Source organism: Achromobacter ruhlandii (assembly GCF_002082135.1).
GTDB classification, from domain to species: Bacteria; Pseudomonadota; Gammaproteobacteria; order Burkholderiales; family Burkholderiaceae_B; genus Achromobacter; species Achromobacter ruhlandii.
In genome coordinates, this window is the sequence record NZ_CP017433.1 from 4,974,307 (window position 1) to 4,990,555 (window position 16,249).

Annotated in this window: 14 protein-coding genes; 4 read left to right on the plus strand and 10 right to left on the minus strand. The window is 68.7% G+C overall.

The annotated features are described in order from the left end of the window. Positions 1–3: 3 nt before the first annotated feature. From AruCF_RS22510 to AruCF_RS22520, 3 genes are all read left to right on the plus strand, one after another. Positions 4–1,413, plus strand: a complete 1,410-nt coding sequence (locus tag AruCF_RS22510; protein WP_049076296.1) for an aminotransferase-like domain-containing protein — start codon at positions 4–6, stop codon at positions 1,411–1,413. Between the two features lie 106 nt (positions 1,414–1,519). After that, complete coding sequence (locus AruCF_RS22515; protein ID WP_049076297.1) at positions 1,520–2,239, plus strand: hypothetical protein; 720 nt, start codon at positions 1,520–1,522, stop codon at positions 2,237–2,239. 53 nt (positions 2,240–2,292) lie between these two features. Next, entirely contained in the window at positions 2,293–2,769 is a 477-nt protein-coding gene (locus AruCF_RS22520; protein WP_049076298.1) for a hypothetical protein, read from the plus strand. Positions 2,770–2,808: 39 nt separating this feature from the next. Here the strand turns inward: AruCF_RS22520 and AruCF_RS22525 are convergent, their stop codons facing one another. From AruCF_RS22525 to AruCF_RS22570, 10 genes are all read right to left on the minus strand, one after another. Further along, positions 2,809–3,786: a Bug family tripartite tricarboxylate transporter substrate binding protein gene (locus AruCF_RS22525; RefSeq protein ID WP_049076300.1), complete on the minus strand. Its 978-nt coding sequence runs from the start codon at positions 3,784–3,786 to the stop codon at positions 2,809–2,811. 86 nt (positions 3,787–3,872) lie between these two features. Next, positions 3,873–5,075 carry a tricarballylate utilization 4Fe-4S protein TcuB gene (gene tcuB, locus AruCF_RS22530; RefSeq protein ID WP_049078120.1) on the minus strand — a complete coding sequence of 401 codons (1,203 nt, stop codon included), beginning with the start codon at positions 5,073–5,075 and terminating at the stop codon, positions 3,873–3,875. Next, the gene (tcuA, locus tag AruCF_RS22535; protein ID WP_049076301.1) at positions 5,062–6,477 is read right to left on the minus strand and encodes an FAD-dependent tricarballylate dehydrogenase TcuA; all 1,416 of its coding nucleotides are present in this window, start codon (positions 6,475–6,477) and stop codon (positions 5,062–5,064) included. Before tcuA ends, tcuB begins: the two co-directional genes overlap by 14 nt. A gap of 145 nt (positions 6,478–6,622) precedes the next feature. After that, positions 6,623–7,549: a LysR family transcriptional regulator gene (locus AruCF_RS22540; protein ID WP_083036886.1), complete on the minus strand. Its 927-nt coding sequence runs from the start codon at positions 7,547–7,549 to the stop codon at positions 6,623–6,625. Positions 7,550–7,669: 120 nt separating this feature from the next. Then, entirely contained in the window at positions 7,670–8,569 is a 900-nt protein-coding gene (locus tag AruCF_RS22545) for a c-type cytochrome (protein ID WP_049076305.1), read from the minus strand. Beyond that, positions 8,562–9,914: a c-type cytochrome gene (locus tag AruCF_RS22550; protein ID WP_049076306.1), complete on the minus strand. Its 1,353-nt coding sequence runs from the start codon at positions 9,912–9,914 to the stop codon at positions 8,562–8,564. Before AruCF_RS22550 ends, AruCF_RS22545 begins: the two co-directional genes overlap by 8 nt. Positions 9,915–10,169: 255 nt before the next feature. Next, on the minus strand, positions 10,170–10,868 hold the full coding sequence (locus AruCF_RS22555) for a glutathione S-transferase N-terminal domain-containing protein (protein ID WP_049076309.1): 699 nt from the start codon (positions 10,866–10,868) through the stop codon (positions 10,170–10,172). 279 nt (positions 10,869–11,147) lie between these two features. After that, positions 11,148–12,488: an MFS transporter gene (locus AruCF_RS22560; protein ID WP_080977494.1), complete on the minus strand. Its 1,341-nt coding sequence runs from the start codon at positions 12,486–12,488 to the stop codon at positions 11,148–11,150. Between the two features lie 50 nt (positions 12,489–12,538). After that, a complete protein-coding gene (gene ertC, locus AruCF_RS22565) occupies positions 12,539–13,678 on the minus strand; it encodes a thiohydantoin desulfurase (protein ID WP_049076311.1) in 1,140 nt (379 codons plus the stop codon). Between the two features lie 213 nt (positions 13,679–13,891). Then, positions 13,892–14,788 (minus strand): LysR family transcriptional regulator, encoded by an 897-nt coding sequence (locus AruCF_RS22570; protein WP_049076313.1) that lies wholly within the window; start codon positions 14,786–14,788, stop codon positions 13,892–13,894. Positions 14,789–14,889: 101 nt separating this feature from the next. On the opposite strand from AruCF_RS22570, the gene ertD reads away from it, so the two are divergent. Continuing rightward, on the plus strand, positions 14,890–16,245 hold the full coding sequence (gene ertD, locus AruCF_RS22575; RefSeq protein WP_049076315.1) for a hydantoin-5-propionate amidohydrolase: 1,356 nt from the start codon (positions 14,890–14,892) through the stop codon (positions 16,243–16,245). Positions 16,246–16,249 lie beyond the last annotated feature (4 nt).

Genomic DNA, 16,249 nt, shown 5'->3' on the forward strand with positions numbered 1-16,249 from the left:
CCCATGAAGCGCTATGAACGGCTGACCGAAGAAATCACCGCCTCGATCCTGTCGGGCCTGCTGCAGGCGGGCGACCGGCTGCCCTCGGTGCGCCAGACCAGCGCCAGCCGTGGCGTCAGTCCGTCGACGGTGTTCAAGGCCTATTACCTGCTGGAAGCGCGCGGCCTGATCCGCGCGCGCGACCGCTCGGGCTACTACGTGCTGCGCGCCTCGCAGGCCGCGCTGCCCGAGCCCGACGGCCTGTCCAGCGCCGCCGCCGGCCGCCATCCGGTCGATGTCAGCGACAACGTGCTGCAAGTGCTCAACGCCACCCTGCGGCGCGACATGCTGCCGTTCGGCTCGGCCTTTCCCAGCCCGTCGCTGCTGCCCTACGGCCGGCTGGCGCGCTACATGGCGACCACGGTGCAGCAACTGGACCCGTGGGGGTCGATCGACGATCTCAGCCCCGGCGACCCCGCGCTGCGCCGCGCCATCGCGCTGCGTTACCTGGCCGACGGACTGACGGTGCCGGTGGACGACATCATCATCACCAACGGCGCGCTCGACGCGCTCAACCTGTGCCTGAGCGCGGTCACGCGGCCCGGCGACGCGGTGATCGTCGAATCGCCGACGTTCTACGCCGCCCTGCAGTCGCTCGAACGCAACCAGCTGCACGCCATCGAGGTGGCCACGCATCCGCGCGAAGGCATCGACCTGCAGGCGCTGGAGCGGGCCATCGTGCAGCACCAGCCGCGCGCCTGCTGGCTGATGACGAACTTCCAGAATCCGCTGGGCAGCCTGATGCCCGAGGCCAAGAAGGAAGCGCTGGTCAAGCTGCTGGCGCGCCACGGCGTGGCGCTGATCGAGGACGACGTCTACGGCGAACTGTACTTCGGCGCCACGCGGCCGCGTCCCGCCAAGGCCTTCGACACCGAGGGCATGGTGATGCACTGCTCGTCGTTCTCGAAGACGCTGGCGCCGGGCTATCGCGTCGGCTGGGTCGCGGCCGGGCGCTACACCCGCGCCATCATGCGCAACAAGCTCACCACCAGCCTGGCCACCGCCGCGCCGACGCAGGCGGCGATTGCCGCCTATCTGGCGCAGGGCGGCTACGACCGCCACCTGCGCCAGTTCCGCCAGACGCTGGCCTTGCAGCAGGGCGAGATGCTGCAGGCGGTGGCGCGCTACTTCCCCAAGGGCACGCGCGCCACGCGGCCGCTGGGCGGCTACTTCACCTGGGTCGAGCTTCCGGCGCGCGTCGACACCCTGCGCTTGCACCGCGCGGCGCTCGACCATGGCATCAGCATCGCGCCGGGGCCGTTGTTCTCCAGCTCAGGCGCGTTCGGCAACTTCCTGCGGCTGAACTGCGGCCATCCCTGGAACGAGGCGATGGAGCAAGGCATGGCGACGCTGGGCAAGCTGATGGCGACATGAAATACGCGATATTGATACAGATGGAAACCCCGGCCCGCCGGACATCGCCTTAGAGTGCCAAGCCTTCAAAGTTCAGGACGGTGCCGCGTCGCGGCCCGCTGCTCGCATGACGGCTTCCTTTCCTCGCATCCTGCCGCGCTACGCGCTTGGCTGCTACCTCGGCGCGGCTGCGCTGCTCTACCTGTTCGCCGCGCAACTGCTGGCCACCGTCGACATCTGGCTGCTGCCGCGCCGGCTGCTGGTCGAGATGCTGCGTTATCGCGCCATGTGGCTGATCTTCTTCCTGACCCTGCCGACCGTGGGCTACCTGTTGTGGCGCGGCTCGGACCTGGTCGCCTGGTGGCGCGCGCCCGCCACGCTGACGCTGGATGAGCGGGCGCTGCATCTGGGCGCGCTCACGGTGCCCTACGGCGACGTCGCTTCGATGCGCCATCGGCACAACCGCGATCACCTGCTGCTGACGCTGGGCAATGGCCGGCGCGTGCGGCTGCGGCTGGCGATCTGGGACCATGCCGACGCATTGCTCGACCTGCTGGACGCGCGCGTGGGCGGCCATCTCGAAGCCGACGTCCGGCGCCGCATCGATGCCGGCGCCACGGTCTCCTTCGGCGCGCTGGGCATGAACGCGGCCGGCCTGGTCCACAAGGGCCGGCCGATCCCGTGGGCCAGCATCGACACCATCCGCACGCAATCGGACAGCGAAGGCATGGAGACCGACGAGACGCTGATCATCGTCGCGCGCGGCAAGACCCACAAGGTCGACCGCTCCGGCATCGACAACGAGCCGGTGCTGCTGGCCTGCCTGCGGCATTACCTGCCCGCCTGATTCCAACGCCCGCCCGCATGGCGGCCATTCACCCTTAGCCCTTCAACCCAGACATGGAAATCTACAGCTCCGCCTCGCACCAAGCCCAGACCCTGGCCGATCGCCCGGTCTACCACTCGCGCAACCGCCTCATCGCTGGCGCCGTCATCTGGACAGTGGCCGCGGTGGCATTCGGCGCGCTGGCCGCGCGCGCCCGCGGCAATCTGGGCGGCATGGCGTTCTTCGCCGCCATCGCGGCCATCGGCGTGTGGCTGGTGATCCGCTGCCTGATGCGCGCCTTCGGCGCCCCCAAGCCCGTCATCACCTTCACCCGCGAAGGCCTGCGCGTGACGGACGGCACGCTCATCCCGTGGCGCGCCATCAACGAGAACACCTACGTCAACCAGACCTATGTCGGCATTCCGATCGGCCGCCAGATCCAGCTTAAGACCTCGCTGCCGGATCGCAAGCGCGTGCTGATCCCGGCCATGGCGCTGGCGATCAGCGGCGACGAATACCTGGCCCTGTGCGACGCCTACCAGGCGGGTTGACGCCTCACCGCCGAGGCGGGGCGCCGCCGCGCAACGCGCTCAGTTCGCGGTGGCGCCGGAATCCTTCACGGCCTGAGCCCAGGCCGCGATCTCCCGGTCGATGAACGCGCCGAATGCGGCCGTATGCAGGGTCGATGCCTGCGCCCCCTCTTCCATCAGGCGCTGCCGGACCGTCGGCGCGGCCAAGGCCCCGCCCAAGGCTTCGTTCAAACGCGCCACGACGGCGTCCGGCGTGCCCGCCGGCGCCACCACGCCGTGCCAGGACAGCGCCTGGAACCCCGCCAGGCCCGACTCCGCCATGGTCGGAATCTCGGGCAATGCCGGCGAGCGCTGCGGCGAGGTCACCGCCAGCGCGCGCAGCGTGCCCGCCTTGACGTGCGGCAGCACGCCCGGAATGGTGGTGAACATGAAGTCGATCTGACCGCCGATCAGGTCGGTGATGGCCGGACTGCCGCCCTTGTACGGCACATGCGTGAACTGCAGGCCGGCGGCCCGTTTGAACATCTCGCCGGCCAGGTGGCCCGGCGTGCCCGCCCCGGCAGAACCCATGTTGCTGCGATCGCCCTGCGCCTTGACGTAGGCGATCAGCTCGGACACGGTCGCGGCCTTCACGTTGGGACCGACCACCAGCACGTTGGGCACGGTGGCCAGCAGCGTGACCGGCGCGAAATCCTTGACCGCGTCATACGAGATGCGCGAATACAGCGACGGGTTGATGCCGTGCGTGCTGGCGGTCGCCAGCAGCAGCGTATAGCCGTCGGGCGCGGCCGATGCCACCTGCTTGGCGGCGATGGTGCCGTTGGCGCCGCCCTTGTTGTCGATCACGATGGTCTGCCCCAGCGTCTTCGCCGCCTCGGCCGCCACCGTGCGGGCCAGGATGTCGGAGGTGCCGCCGGCCGAATGCGGCACGACCAGCGTGATGGGCTTGGCGGGAAAGGTCTGCGCGTGCGCGGCCGGCAGCGCCGGCAGCAGACAGGCGGCGGCGAATGCCGCGCGGGCAAGGCGATGAGGGATCATGCAAGTCTCCTGGGGAATATTGGGATCGCGGCGTCTTCGAGGACGCCGTCATGCGCGGAGCGGCCGGCGGACGGCCGCTCCACGGCTCAATCGGCGCCTAACTGCAGCTTGTCGGGCTGCCGCTTCTCGATCGACCACTTCAACAGCGCGGCCGAGCGATAGATGCCATGGGCGAACTTGCCGTAGGGCAAGGTCAGGAACAGCGCCATCACCACGCCCAGGTGCACTGCCAGCAGCAGGGCCATGGCGCCGGTATCGCGGCCGGCCAGCAGCGCCAGGCCGGTGGCGCTGGTCAGCAGCAGCAAGGCGATGAAACCCCGGTCCATCGGCTTCTGCGCCGCGTCGCCCTGCAGCGGATGGCGCTTCAGGTTCAGCCACAGCAGGCCTGCCGGCCCGATCAACAGGCCGATGCCGCCCGCCGTGCCCAGCAGCACCGGCGCGCTCCAGAACGGATACGGCGCCTGCTGCCCCAGCAGGTAGTGATACAGCGTGGCCACGCAGGTCGCGGCAAAGCACAGCATGAAGCCGTAGAACGTGAAATGGTGGAAGCGCCGGCGCCACAGGGTGAAGGCGTCATCGGCGTTGTTGCAGCCCTTGCCGTGGCCGCCGTCCAGGTAGCGCAGGCGCAGCGCATCGTGCGCGGCCTCGGCCACCGCCGCGCCGCTGGCCGCGCCCGGGCTGACGTCGCGCCAGAAGCGCGCCGCGCCGATGGCCAGCGCCAGCATGGCGAAGCCGAACACCGCGCCGAACATCAGCGCCAGCGTGTTGTGCGGGAACACCGCATAGAAATTGCCCGCCATGGGCGCGTGGAACAGCCCGCCCGTCAGCATCACCGTCAAGGCCAGAAACAATGCCAGTCCCGCCGCCGTGGCCAGCGACAGCGCCAGCCCGTTGCGCCGGTACAGTTTGCCCAGCACGGCCGGAAACGCGTACTCGGTGTAGGTCTGCAGCCGCACCTTGGCCATGGCCCGCGGCACGTTCACCGCGAACTCGTGCGGCGGCGCGTACTGACAGGCGTGCAGACAGGCGCCGCAGTTGTGGCACAGGTTGGCCAGGTAGTTCAGGTCGGCCTTGCCGAATTCCAGCCGCCGGGTCATGGCCGGGAAGACGGCGCAAAAGCCTTCGCAATAGCGGCAGGCATTGCAGATCTGCATGACGCGCGCCACTTCGGCTTCGTCGGTGCTGAGCGCGGCGCCACGGCCATGCCAGCGCACCGGCTGTTCGACCATTGCCGGCGCGGCCTGCGGGAACGATTGGGCCTCGCGGGCCAGGGTTTCAAGCTGCCGCATGCTGTGCTCCTGCGTGATGCGATTGGCGCGCGGCGGCCGCGGCGCGCGTGCCGGCAATCCGGCCGAACACGGTGCCGATGGACATGCCGACGCCCGCCGTGTAACCCTTGCCCAGCACGTTGCCCGCCATCATCTCGCCGGCCGCGAACAGGTTGTCGCTGGGCACGCCGTTGAAACGGACCGCGGCGGTCTCGTCCACCTTCAGGCCCAGATAGGTGAAGGTGATGCCGGGCCGCAGCGCGTAGCCGTGGAACGGCGCGGTGTCGATGGGCCGGGCCCAGTGGGTCTTGGCGGGCACCAGGCCCTCGGTACGGCAGTCGTCCAGCGTCGTGTGGTCGAAGGTGCCGGCCCTGCAGGCCTGGTTGTATGCGCGGATGGTGTGCTCGAACGCCGCCGGGTCCAGTCCCAGCCGCCGCCCCAGCTCCGGCACGGAATCGGCGGTGACGCCGGGGAACACCGGCGGCATGAAACGGCCCACGGCCTTGGCGTCGATGATCGAGTAGGCGATCTGCCCCGGCTGCATGGCCGTCAGGCGGCCCCAGATGGCGTAGCGCTTGGGCCAGAAATCCTCGCCCTCGTCGTAGAAGCGTTGCGCGTCGCGGTTGACCACCACGCCCAGCGAGACGCAGTCGATGCGGGTGCAGATGCCGCCGTCGTACAGCGGCGCGCGCGCGTCGATGGCCACGCAATGCGACTGCGACGGATCGCCGATGCGGTCGGCGCCCGCGTCCAGCATGAACTTGAGCAGCACGCCCTGGTTGTAGCGGGTGCCGCGGATGAGGAAGTTGTCGGCCGGCCATTCGCCGCGCTCGTTCTGGCCCCAGGCCTCGCGCAGCCAGTCGCGGTTGGACTCGAAACCGCCCGCCGCCAGCACGCAGGCGCGCGCCTCGATGCGCTCGGCGCCGATGCGGGCGGCCTTGAAGCGGCCGTCCCGCAGTTCCAGCGCGTCCACCGGCGCGTCGTAGCGGATGCGCACGCCCAGGGCCTCGGCGCTGCGGTAATAGGCATTGACCAGCGCCTTGCCGCCGCCCATGAAGAAGGCATTGGTGCGGGCCACGTGCAGCGCGCCCGACAGCGGCGGCTGGAAATTGACGCCATGGCGCCGCATCCAGTCGCGACAGGTGGCGGATTCGCGGATCACCAGCCGCGCCAGTTTCTCGTCGGTCTGGCCGCCGGTGACCTTGAGCAGGTCCTGCCAGTATTCCTCTTCCGGATAGGCGTCCACCAGCACGTCCTGCGGCGCGTCGTGCATGCAGCGCAGGTTGCGCGTGTGCTGCGAATTGCCGCCGCGCCATTCGCGCGGCGCGGCTTCCAGCAGCAACACGCTGGCGCCCGCCTCGCGCGCCATCAGGGCCGCGCACAGCGCCGCGTTGCCTCCGCCTATCACCAATACATCGACCATGTCATCGTTCCCGGATCAAGGAACGGACTGTAGGCCGGCGCCGCGCGCCGCGATATCAGCGCGCCGTCAACGGGTCTTCATGATTCGTGAAGGCCGGTATTGCGCCGGTGCGTGGCATCGCGCATGGGCGGAAAGCGCCGCCCGCTCACGACGCATGCAGCGCGGTCACCGCCCATTTGCCGTCGCGCGCCAGGGTGCGCGAGACGTCGGCCAGCACCAACCTCGCGGCCAGCGCCGCCGGCGACAATTCGTCGTCCGACAGGCTGGCCAGCAGGTTGGGCCGGAACAGGTCGGCGTCGTCGATCCGTGCCATGGCCAACTGCCCCGGCGCGATGCGGGCGGTGGCGGAACTGGGCTGGATGGTGGCGGCGTAGCCCAGTTGCACCACCTCCATCAACAACGCCAGGCCATCGACTTCGGCCACCACGCGGGGCGTCAACCCGCGCTGCTGGAATCCCCGGCTGACCAGGGCGCGCAGCCCGTGGCGGCCGCTGGGCAGCACCAGCGGCAGGCCCGCGATCTCCTCCAGGCGGGTGGCGGGGCCGGCGGGCAGGCCCGTCATGCCGCGCCCGGCGCACAGGTACAGGGGCTCGTCCAGCAACGGCGTCACGCTCCAGCGGCGCGCCGCTTCGGCATGGAACACGATGGCCAGGTCGAGCTGGCGGCCGTTGAGCATTTCGGCCAGGTGGCCCGACAACGCCTCGACCAGGTGCAGGCGGATGTCCGGATAGCGCGCGTTCATGGCCTGCACGAACGGCGCCCCCAGGATGGAGGCGGTCGTGGACGACAGGCCGACGCTGACGTGGCCGGCCAGGCGCGCCTGCTGCGCGGCATGGACGGCGTCGTCGGCATGGCGCAACGCCAGCTGGGCCTGGCGGAAAAACGCCAGCCCGGCATCGGTGGGCACCACGCCGCTGGCGCTGCGTTGCAGCAGCCGGGTGGCCAGCTCGCCTTCGAGCCGGCTGATCTGCTGGCTGAGCGCCGACGTCACCATGCCCAGCGACATGGCCGCGCGGCCGATGCTGCCGGCTTCGACGACGCGAACGAAATAACGAAGCTGGCGCAGTTCCATGGCGGGCCCGGGACGATCACGAGGGAAGACTCGCCGATTGTAGGGTGTGGAGCGCGCCATCACCCGGCCCGGATCCGGGCCGCCCCGGACGGGATAGGCCCGTGCGCCCGGCTCGGTTGCTCAATAGCGCGCGTCCTTGGGCTTCTTGCCGTCCGGCCAGTCCTTGTCCTTGGGCGGGAAGTCCGGCCGCGGCATGTGGGTGAAGTACTCGGCCACGTCGACCGCGTCCTGGTCCGACAGCACCTTGCCCTCGCCCCAGTTGCCATGAGTGTTCACGCCCATCGGCATGCTGTTGCGGATGAAGGCCGCCGCCTTGTAGGTGCGGGCCAGTCCGGCGCCGATGTTGAACGACTCCTCGCCCCACAACGGCGGGAACACGATATTGCCGGCGCCGTCGCGCTTGCCTTCGCCATTGGCGCCGTGGCAGGCGGCGCATTGCGCCGCGTACAGGGTCTTGCCGCGCGCCGCGTCGGGCACCAGCTTGGCGTCGATGGGCCAGGCATTCTTGATCTGCACCTGGGCGCCGTGCGGCACGTCCTGCGCCAGCCACTTCATGTAGGCCAGCATCGCCAGCATTTCCGGCGACTCCTTGTCCAGCGGCTTGCCGTTCATCGAGCGTTGGAAACAGCCGTTGATGCGGTCCGCCAGCGTCACTTCGCGGCCCGCGCGCGGATTGAACTGCGGGAACGAATTGACCGAATTGATGTAGGGCGCGCCCAGCGGCTTCTTGCCCTGCTGAACATGGCAGCTGCTGCAATTGAGGCTGGCGCCGGTGTTATCCGGCAGCAGCCGGCGGGTCTCGTTGAGCAGGCGCTGGCCGTAGCGGATCTGCTCGGCGTTGGGCGCCTTGTCGATCAGGGTGTCGGACGGAATGGTGTAGTCGGCCAGCCGCTTGCCGTCTTTGTCGAGCACGGCGAAGGTTCTGGTTTCGCCGGCCGGCGTCGGCGGCGCCGCCAGCGCGGCCAGGCCGCCCCCGGCCAGCAGCGCCGCCGCGGCGGCGATCTTGTAGAGCTTATTCATGCTTGCCTCCCGACACGATGTTCGGCTTCTTGCTGGCCAGGAAACCACGGATGTGCGCGACCTCGTCGCTGGCGATCGGCGGCGCCTGGTTGGTCCAGGCCGTGCGGATGAAATTGATGACGTCGGTGATGTCCTGGTCGCTCAGGTGGTTGAAGCGCGGCATCGCGAAGGCCATGGCGTCATGGTCGTTGGCGGGCATCTTGCCGCCTTCCAGCGTGATCTGGATGATGGACTGCGGGTTCTGCGCGAAGATCGCGGAGTTGCCCGCCAGCGCCGGGAAGATGCGCGGCATGCCCTGGCCATCGGCGCGGTGGCAGATGACGCAATGCTCCATGTAGATCACCGCGCCGCGCGAGTCGTAGCGGCCGGCCAGCAGCGACGCCGTGGTGACATCCGCCTTGGCCGGGAAGGCCGGCGCCTTGCCGGGCACCGGCGGCAGCTGCTTCAGGTAAGCGGCGATACTGGCCAGGTCGTCGTCGGTGAAATAGCGCGTGCTGTGCTCGACCACGTCGGCCATGGCGCCGAACACCGCCACCCGGTCGGTGCGGCCGGTCTTCAGGAACAGGGCGATGTCGGCCGCGCTCCAGGAGGCCAGGCCGCGGGCCTCGCCGCGCAGGCTCTTGGCGCGCCAGCCGTCGATCACGGCGCCCGACAGGAAGGCGTCGCCATCCGCCATGGACAGCGCCTTTTCCTGGTAGGCCAGGCCGCGCGGCGTGTGGCAGGCGCCGCAGTGGCCCGGGCCTTCCACCAGGTAGGCGCCGCGCCTGACCTGCTCGTCGGCGCCCGCTGGCGCGGCGAAGTCGCGCTTGCCGGCGAACAGCAGTTGCCACCAGGCCATGGGCCAGCGCATGTTCAGGGGCCACGGGATGGTGGAGTCGGCGCTGGGTTTGTCCACGGGTTCGACCTGCGACATGAAGTAGGCATAGAGCGCCTGGATGTCGCGGTCGGGCATGATGGCGTACGACGGATACGGCATGGCCGGATAGAGCGCCGCGCCGTCCTTGCGGATGCCGTACTGCACCGCGTTCTTGAAATCGGCGTAGCTATAGGCGCCGATGCCGCTGGCCTTGTCGGGCGTGATATTGGAAGAGTAGATAGTGCCGACCGGCGTCTGCATCGCCAGGCCGCCGGCGAAGGGCTTGTCGCCCGGCACGCTGTGACAGGCGACACAGTCGGCGGTGCGCGCGAGGTAGGCGCCGGCTTCGGCCAGCCGGCGATCCTGCGGATCGACGGCGGCGGTGGCGTCCGTCTTGCGGATGGCGGTCAACAGGTGGGCGCCGCCGATGCCGCCGCCTATTCCCAGCAGCGCCACCAGCGCCACCGCCTTGATCCCGAAATGCTTCATTCTGACCCTCCGTTGCGTGCCGGGCAGCGCGCACGTCGGGGGTTCGTACTGCGTCGTCCAGCTTATGGAGGCAGCTTACGCCTTTCGGTAATAACCATATTACCGAAAAGCATGAAAGGATCGGGGTTGTTTGACGGGGCGCAAACCACGGCGCGTCCTCCGACTCATTAACAGGGAAAGAATCGGAAAACGGTCAGATTTTGGGCGGGAGCGGCGGACCCTGGCGGCCGCGCCGACCCGCTCCAATGACCGCCCTCAGCCCGGGATCGTCAGGCCCTTGACCACCGCCGGACGCGCCACGAAGGCCTCCAGCACGCGCGCGACGTTCTTGAATTGCGAGAACTCGACCAGCTCGCCCGCGCCATAGAAACCGACCAGGTTGCGCACCCACGGCAGGATGGCGATGTCGGCAATGGTGTATTGCTCGCCCATGACCCAGTCGCGCCCTTCCAGGCGCTTGTCCAGCACGCCCAGCAGCCGCTTGGATTCAGCCACGTAGCGGTCGCGCGGACGCTTGTCCTCGTAGTCCTTGCCGGCGAACTTGTGGAAGAAGCCCAACTGGCCGAACATCGGGCCGATGCCGCCCATCTGGAACATTACCCATTGCAGGGTCTCGTAGCGGCCGGCGGTGTCGGCCGGGATGAACTGGCCGGTCTTGCTGGCCAGGTACACCAGGATAGCGCCGGACTCGAACAGCGCCAGCGGCTTGCCGTCCGGGCCGTTGGGGTCGAGGATGGCCGGGATCTTGTTGTTCGGGCTGAGCGACAGGAATTCCGGCGAGAACTGGTCCTGCGAGTCGAAACTGACCCGATGCGGCTCATAGGGCAGGCCCAGCTCTTCCAGCAGGATCGACACCTTGACGCCGTTGGGCGTGGGCAGCGAATACAACTGGATGCGGTCGGGATGCTGGGCCGGCCATTTCCGGGTGATGGCGAACGCGTCGAGGGAGGACATGCGGGGGAGCTCCTGGAGATCCGGGTGTCGATGAAGGGCCGATGAGACGCCGCGATCGCGGCGCCGTCTTGCGGCGCCCGCGGGGCGTCGGGCAAATGTAGCGCAAATCGCCCGCAAGCAAACGCCGGCCGGCCGCGCCGCGGGCGCCCACGGCGCAACACAGTGTTTCACCGGAAAGCGCACTGTCAGCGACCCACACGGCGAAGGCGGCAGCCAGCCCCAAAACGCCCTGGGCGGCACGCGGCCGCGCCATCCACGGCCGCGCCCCGCGCGTCGGCCTCAGACGTGGCGCTTCTGCGGCAGCACGGTCAAGGCCACCAGCGCCACCACGCAGGCGCCCATCACATACAACGCCGGCGCGAAGGCCACGCCGGTGGTGTAGGTGATCCAGGTCAGGATGGCCGGCGCGAAGCCGCCCAGCACCGTCACGGCGGTGTTGTAGGCCAGGGACATGCCGGACGAGCGCACCGCCGTCGGGAACACCTCCGACAGCGCCGACGGCGCGGTGCCGACGTACAGCGCCACCAGCAGGCAGAACGACGATTGCACCACGATCAGCGCGAGCTGCGTGTGGTTGGCCTGCAGCCACATCATCAGCGGATACACCGCGATCAGCAGCAACAGCGCCGAGGCGCGCAGCACGGCGCGGCGGCCGTAGCGGTCGGACAGGGTGCCCGAGAAGAAGCAGCCGCCGATCAGGAACAGGTTGCCGATCAGCGCGCCCAGGAACGCCTGCGAACTGGTGAAGCCCATGCTCTTTTGCACGTAGATCGGCATGAAGATGATCAGCGCATATGGCCCGATGGCCCACAGCACCGACATGCACAGGCCGGTGAACAGCTCGCGCGGATAATCGCGCAGCACGCTCAACAGCGGCGCCTTGACGGGCTTGCCGCTGGCGGCCTGGCGCTGCTGTTCCTCGCGGAAATGCGGCGTCTCGTCCAGCGTGCGGCGCATCCACAGCCCCACCGGCGCGATCGACAGGCCGACGATGAACGGAATGCGCCAGCCCCATTCGCCCACCTGGTCTTCGGTCAGCAGCGTGGTCACCAGCGTGGCGACCAGCGCGCCCAGCAGATTGGAGATACCCATGCTGGCCTGCAGCCACGAGGCATACTGGCCACGCTTGCCGGCCGGCGCGTGCTCGACCAGGAAGGCGGTGGCGCCGCCCACTTCGCCGCCGGCCGAGAAGCCCTGCAGCATGCGGCCGCAGACGATCAGCAACGGCGCGCCCACGCCGATGGCGGCATACGGCGGCGCGATGGCGATCAGCAGCGTGCCCGCCGCCATCAACATGATGGTCATGGTCAGCGCCGCCTTGCGGCCGGCGCGGTCGCCATAGGCCCCCAGCACCAGCGCGCCCAGCGGCCGCACCACGAAGCCCAGCCCGAAGGCCAGGAACGAGGCCATCAGCTGCACCGTCGGATCGGCATTGTGGAAGAAGTTCTGCCCGATATACACCGCGAATAGCGCGTAGACCGAAAAGTCGTACCACTCCAGCGCGTTGCCGATGGAGGCGGCGATGACCGCCTTCTTGGCGCCCTTGTGTTCATCGGCGCCGGCGTGGGCGGCATTGCCCCCCGCCATCCCCGCGCCCGGGTTGATTGCGATGTTCTTCATTGACGTTCCCGTTGATTCGCCCCGTGTCCGGGGCTGTTATGTGTTGCCTTTCAAACCCGCGTCGCCATCGTGTCGATGCGGTCGATGTCCTTTCTGCCGACTCCACCCAGCGCGTAGCCGGTGAAATCCATGCCCAGCGCCTTCTCGACGATGGGGTAGACCGACGCGTCGGTGACACTCGATGACAGCGGGATGTGCTGCTTGGACACGTGCAGGATGGACACCTGCAGGCCCTCGCGCAGCTTGCCGGCGCTGACCGGATTGCCGTCGGCGTCCAGCGTGGTGATCACGTCCGGATAGCAGGCGATGCGCACGCCCTGCGCGTCGGTCACGGCCATGTGTTCGTTCATGACGTGGATGACGCGCTTGCCCGCGCCCTCGCCGATCTCGACCGTGCCGATGTCGAAGGCTTCCTCGGTGTACTTGAGGGTGTTGCGCACCACCTTGCCGGAACCGATGATCTCGCCCTGCGTGGCCTTGCAGATGGCGTCGATCACGGCGCTGCCGCCCTTGGGTTGCGCCGCCAGGATGGCTTCGCCCAGCGCCAGCGCGCGGCTGATGCCGCCCAGCGCGGCGTGGCGCCGCACGTAGGACGCGCGGATCGGGTTGCGGCAACTGGCGATGAAGCCGCCGGCCATGTCGGCGGCGCGGCGCAGCACCGGCGAGACCTTGCCGGTGGCGCCGTACACCGTCAGTTCCATATAGGCGTTGTTGGCGCGGTTGCCGCCCACGGCGCACTGGATCATCGGCTCGGGGCTGCCGGCCAGGCCCAGCGAGCCCATGTCGCCGGTGGGATGGGCGCGGATATCGCCCACCGCGTCCACCACCTTGGTGCCCAGCACCGCCGACGGCAGCCAGCCGTTGAGCGTGCTGGACATGCCGTTCTGGCCGATGATGAGGCCATACAGGCGCGCGCCCAGCGCGTCCTGCAGGCGCTCGGCCGCCTTGACGTAGTCGATGCCCAGCATCTGCCAGTCGGTCAGGCCGCCCGGCGCGCCGATGGCGGCGGCGGTGGCAATCCAGGCGTCATCGGGCACTTCGTCCATCGACACCAGTTCGGGCCGGCCGATGGTCACGGCCAGCGATCCCAGTTCGCGGCCATGCTCGGCCCAGCCGCCCCCGCCACAGGCGAACACCGAACCGCCCCTGACCGCGGCCTCGACGTCCTGCATCGTCAAGATTCTTCCCATTGCTGCGCCCTTCCTTTCCCGATTGCGTTAGCCGCGCCAGCGGCGTGCGCGCTGGACAGACGAGCGCATCATAGGAACCAATCCCTTTAATGTCGTATTACCTTTTATGCCTTGTTCATAACATTGGGTTAATGGCGGGGCGCGCCCCGGGCGAGCGGCAATCCCGGGACGGAACAGACCTAGGGATATCCCCAGGCGGCGGCAGGGGGAAGATCAGGCGCCGGCAGGCAGATCCAGCGTCACCAGCACGTCGATGAAGGCCTGCGCCAGCCGCGACAGCGGCTGCAATTGCAGGTGGAACACGTTGACCGGCGCGTTGACCGTGTCGGCGATCGGCACCGTCACCACATCCGACCAGATCGGCCCGGCCACGGTGATCTCGTCCGCCAGCGCCACGCCGGCGCCGGCCTGCACCAGGGCACAGGCCACGTGCGCCTGCTGCACCTCGATGCGCGGCTCGGGCTGCGCGTCCTCGGCGCCGAACAGCTTGTGCACCAGCATGCCGAAGGGAATGTCGGCGCTGTAGCCGATCAGCGGCTCGCGCGCCAGTTCGGCGGCGGTGACCTGGCGGCGTCCTGCCAGCGGATGGCCGGCGGGCAGCACCGCGACGATGCGGTTCTCGTACAGCGGCCGGGTCGCCAGGCTGGGATGGTTCACGGGCATGTAGGCCACGCCCAGCTCGACCTGCTGGGTCAGCAGCGACTGTTCCATCGCCGCCGGAATCTGCGTCTGCAGCACGATGCGGATTTCCGGATGCAGTTGGCGAAAACGGGCGATGGCGCGCGGCAGCAGCGACTGGCCCAGGCTCGGGCTACAGGCCAGGCGCAATTGGCCCTCGCGGTTCTCGGCCAGGTTGTCGGCCACCTCGTTGACGCGCTGCACGTTCTGGTAAAGCGCGGTCACTTCGACGAACAGCCGACGCGCCTCCGGCGTGGGGTAGAGCCGCCCCTTGATGCGCTCGAACAGCATCAGGCCCAGGCGCTGCTCGGTGTAGGCGATCAGCCGGCTGACGGCCGGCTGCGACACGAACAGCAGCTTGGAAGCGCCGCTGATCGAGCCGCTCAACATGATGGCGCGGAAGACCTCGATCTGGCGCAGATTCAATTTCATATGCTTAACCTGATGTTAATTCCCATGCACATATAAGCATAAGACGTTTTGAATCGCGCTTACTACACTGCCCTACAGTTCTTCATTGGATGGAAGGGGTCATGAGCGATTTCGATTGGGTGGTGCGCGGCAATATCGTCGATCCGCACGGCATCGTGGAAAACGGCTGGCTGGCCGTGCGGGACGGCAGGATCGCCGCGCGCGGCATCGGCGCGGCCCCCGCGGCGCGCGACAGCGTCGACGCCAGCGGGCAGTGGATCATTCCCGGTGTGGTCGACGGCCAGGTGCACTCCGGCAGCCAGGCCAACCAGGAAGGCCTGGGCTGGGCCTCGCGCGCGGCCGCCGCCGGCGGCGTCACGGTCATGGTCGACATGCCCTACGACGATCCCGAGCCGGTCGCCTCGCGCCCGCACCTGGACGCCAAGATCGCCGAGGTCGAGCGCGACTGCCACGTCGACGTGGGGCTGTTCGGCACCCTGAACAAGGAACACGGCCTGGCGGCCGCCGCCGGCCTGATCGAAGGCGGCGTCTGTGCCTTCAAGTTCTCGACCTTCGAAGCCACGCCCGGGCGCTTCCCGCGCATCGAGGAAGACGACCTGTACGAGGCCTTCCGCCTGATCGCGCCGTCCGGCCTGGTGTGCGGCGTGCACAACCAGATGCAGGAAATGACGCGCAAGAACATCGCCCGCCTGATCGAGGCCGACGACACCGGCTGGGACGCCTTCATGCGCGCCCACACGCCGCTGATCGAGAACCTGGCCACCGCGCTGATCTACGAGATCGGCGCCGAGACCGGCGCCCGCGCCCACGCGGTGCACGTGTCGACCTCGCGCGGTTTCGAGATCTGCAACATGTACCGCCGCAACGGCCACCGCGCCAGCATCGAGACCTGCGTGCAGTACCTGATGCTGAATCACGAGGAACACACGCGCCGCTTCGGCGCCAAGACCAAGCACTACCCGCCGATCCGTCCCAAGGCCGAGGTCGACCTGCTGTGGACCCACATCGCCAACGACGAATGCACCTTCGTGTCGTCGGATCACGTCAGCTGGGGCCTGGAGCGCAAGCAGAACCCCAACGTCTTCAAGAACTCGTCCGGCGGCCCGGGCCTGGAAACGCTGCTGCCGGCCTTCTGGACCGGTTGCGAGGAACACGGCATCTCGCCGTCGATGGTGGTGCGCCAGCTGTGCGACAACCCCGCGCGCCACTTCCTGCTGGACGACCGCAAGGGCACGCTGGAGGTCGGCAAGGACGCCGACATCGTCATCCTGACGCCGGAACGCCATGCCTACGATCCGTCCACCAGCCTGTCGGCGGTGCAATGGAGTTCGTTCGAGGGCCGCGAGTTCACCGTGCGCGTGGCCGGCACCTGGTGCCGCGGCCAGCAGGTCTATGATGGCCGCCGCATCGTCAACAACCCGGGCGACGGCCGCTTCCTGCGCCCGCGCAAGGCATGAACGG

Excerpts from the sequence above, each read along its gene's own strand:
- AruCF_RS22510 (WP_049076296.1), top strand. The coding sequence starts at position 4 with ATGAAGCGCTATGAACGGCTGACCGAAGAAATCACCGCCTCGATCCTG.
- AruCF_RS22515 (WP_049076297.1), top strand. The coding sequence starts at position 1,520 with ATGACGGCTTCCTTTCCTCGCATCCTGCCGCGCTACGCGCTTGGCTGC.
- AruCF_RS22520 (WP_049076298.1), top strand. The coding sequence starts at position 2,293 with ATGGAAATCTACAGCTCCGCCTCGCACCAAGCCCAGACCCTGGCCGAT.
- AruCF_RS22525 (WP_049076300.1), bottom strand. The coding sequence starts at position 3,786 with ATGATCCCTCATCGCCTTGCCCGCGCGGCATTCGCCGCCGCCTGTCTG.
- tcuB (WP_049078120.1), bottom strand. The coding sequence starts at position 5,075 with ATGCGGCAGCTTGAAACCCTGGCCCGCGAGGCCCAATCGTTCCCGCAG.
- tcuA (WP_049076301.1), bottom strand. The coding sequence starts at position 6,477 with ATGGTCGATGTATTGGTGATAGGCGGAGGCAACGCGGCGCTGTGCGCG.
- AruCF_RS22540 (WP_083036886.1), bottom strand. The coding sequence starts at position 7,549 with ATGGAACTGCGCCAGCTTCGTTATTTCGTTCGCGTCGTCGAAGCCGGC.
- AruCF_RS22545 (WP_049076305.1), bottom strand. The coding sequence starts at position 8,569 with ATGAATAAGCTCTACAAGATCGCCGCCGCGGCGGCGCTGCTGGCCGGG.
- AruCF_RS22550 (WP_049076306.1), bottom strand. The coding sequence starts at position 9,914 with ATGAAGCATTTCGGGATCAAGGCGGTGGCGCTGGTGGCGCTGCTGGGA.
- AruCF_RS22555 (WP_049076309.1), bottom strand. The coding sequence starts at position 10,868 with ATGTCCTCCCTCGACGCGTTCGCCATCACCCGGAAATGGCCGGCCCAG.
- AruCF_RS22560 (WP_080977494.1), bottom strand. The coding sequence starts at position 12,488 with ATGAAGAACATCGCAATCAACCCGGGCGCGGGGATGGCGGGGGGCAAT.
- ertC (WP_049076311.1), bottom strand. The coding sequence starts at position 13,678 with ATGGGAAGAATCTTGACGATGCAGGACGTCGAGGCCGCGGTCAGGGGC.
- AruCF_RS22570 (WP_049076313.1), bottom strand. The coding sequence starts at position 14,788 with ATGAAATTGAATCTGCGCCAGATCGAGGTCTTCCGCGCCATCATGTTG.
- ertD (WP_049076315.1), top strand. The coding sequence starts at position 14,890 with ATGAGCGATTTCGATTGGGTGGTGCGCGGCAATATCGTCGATCCGCAC.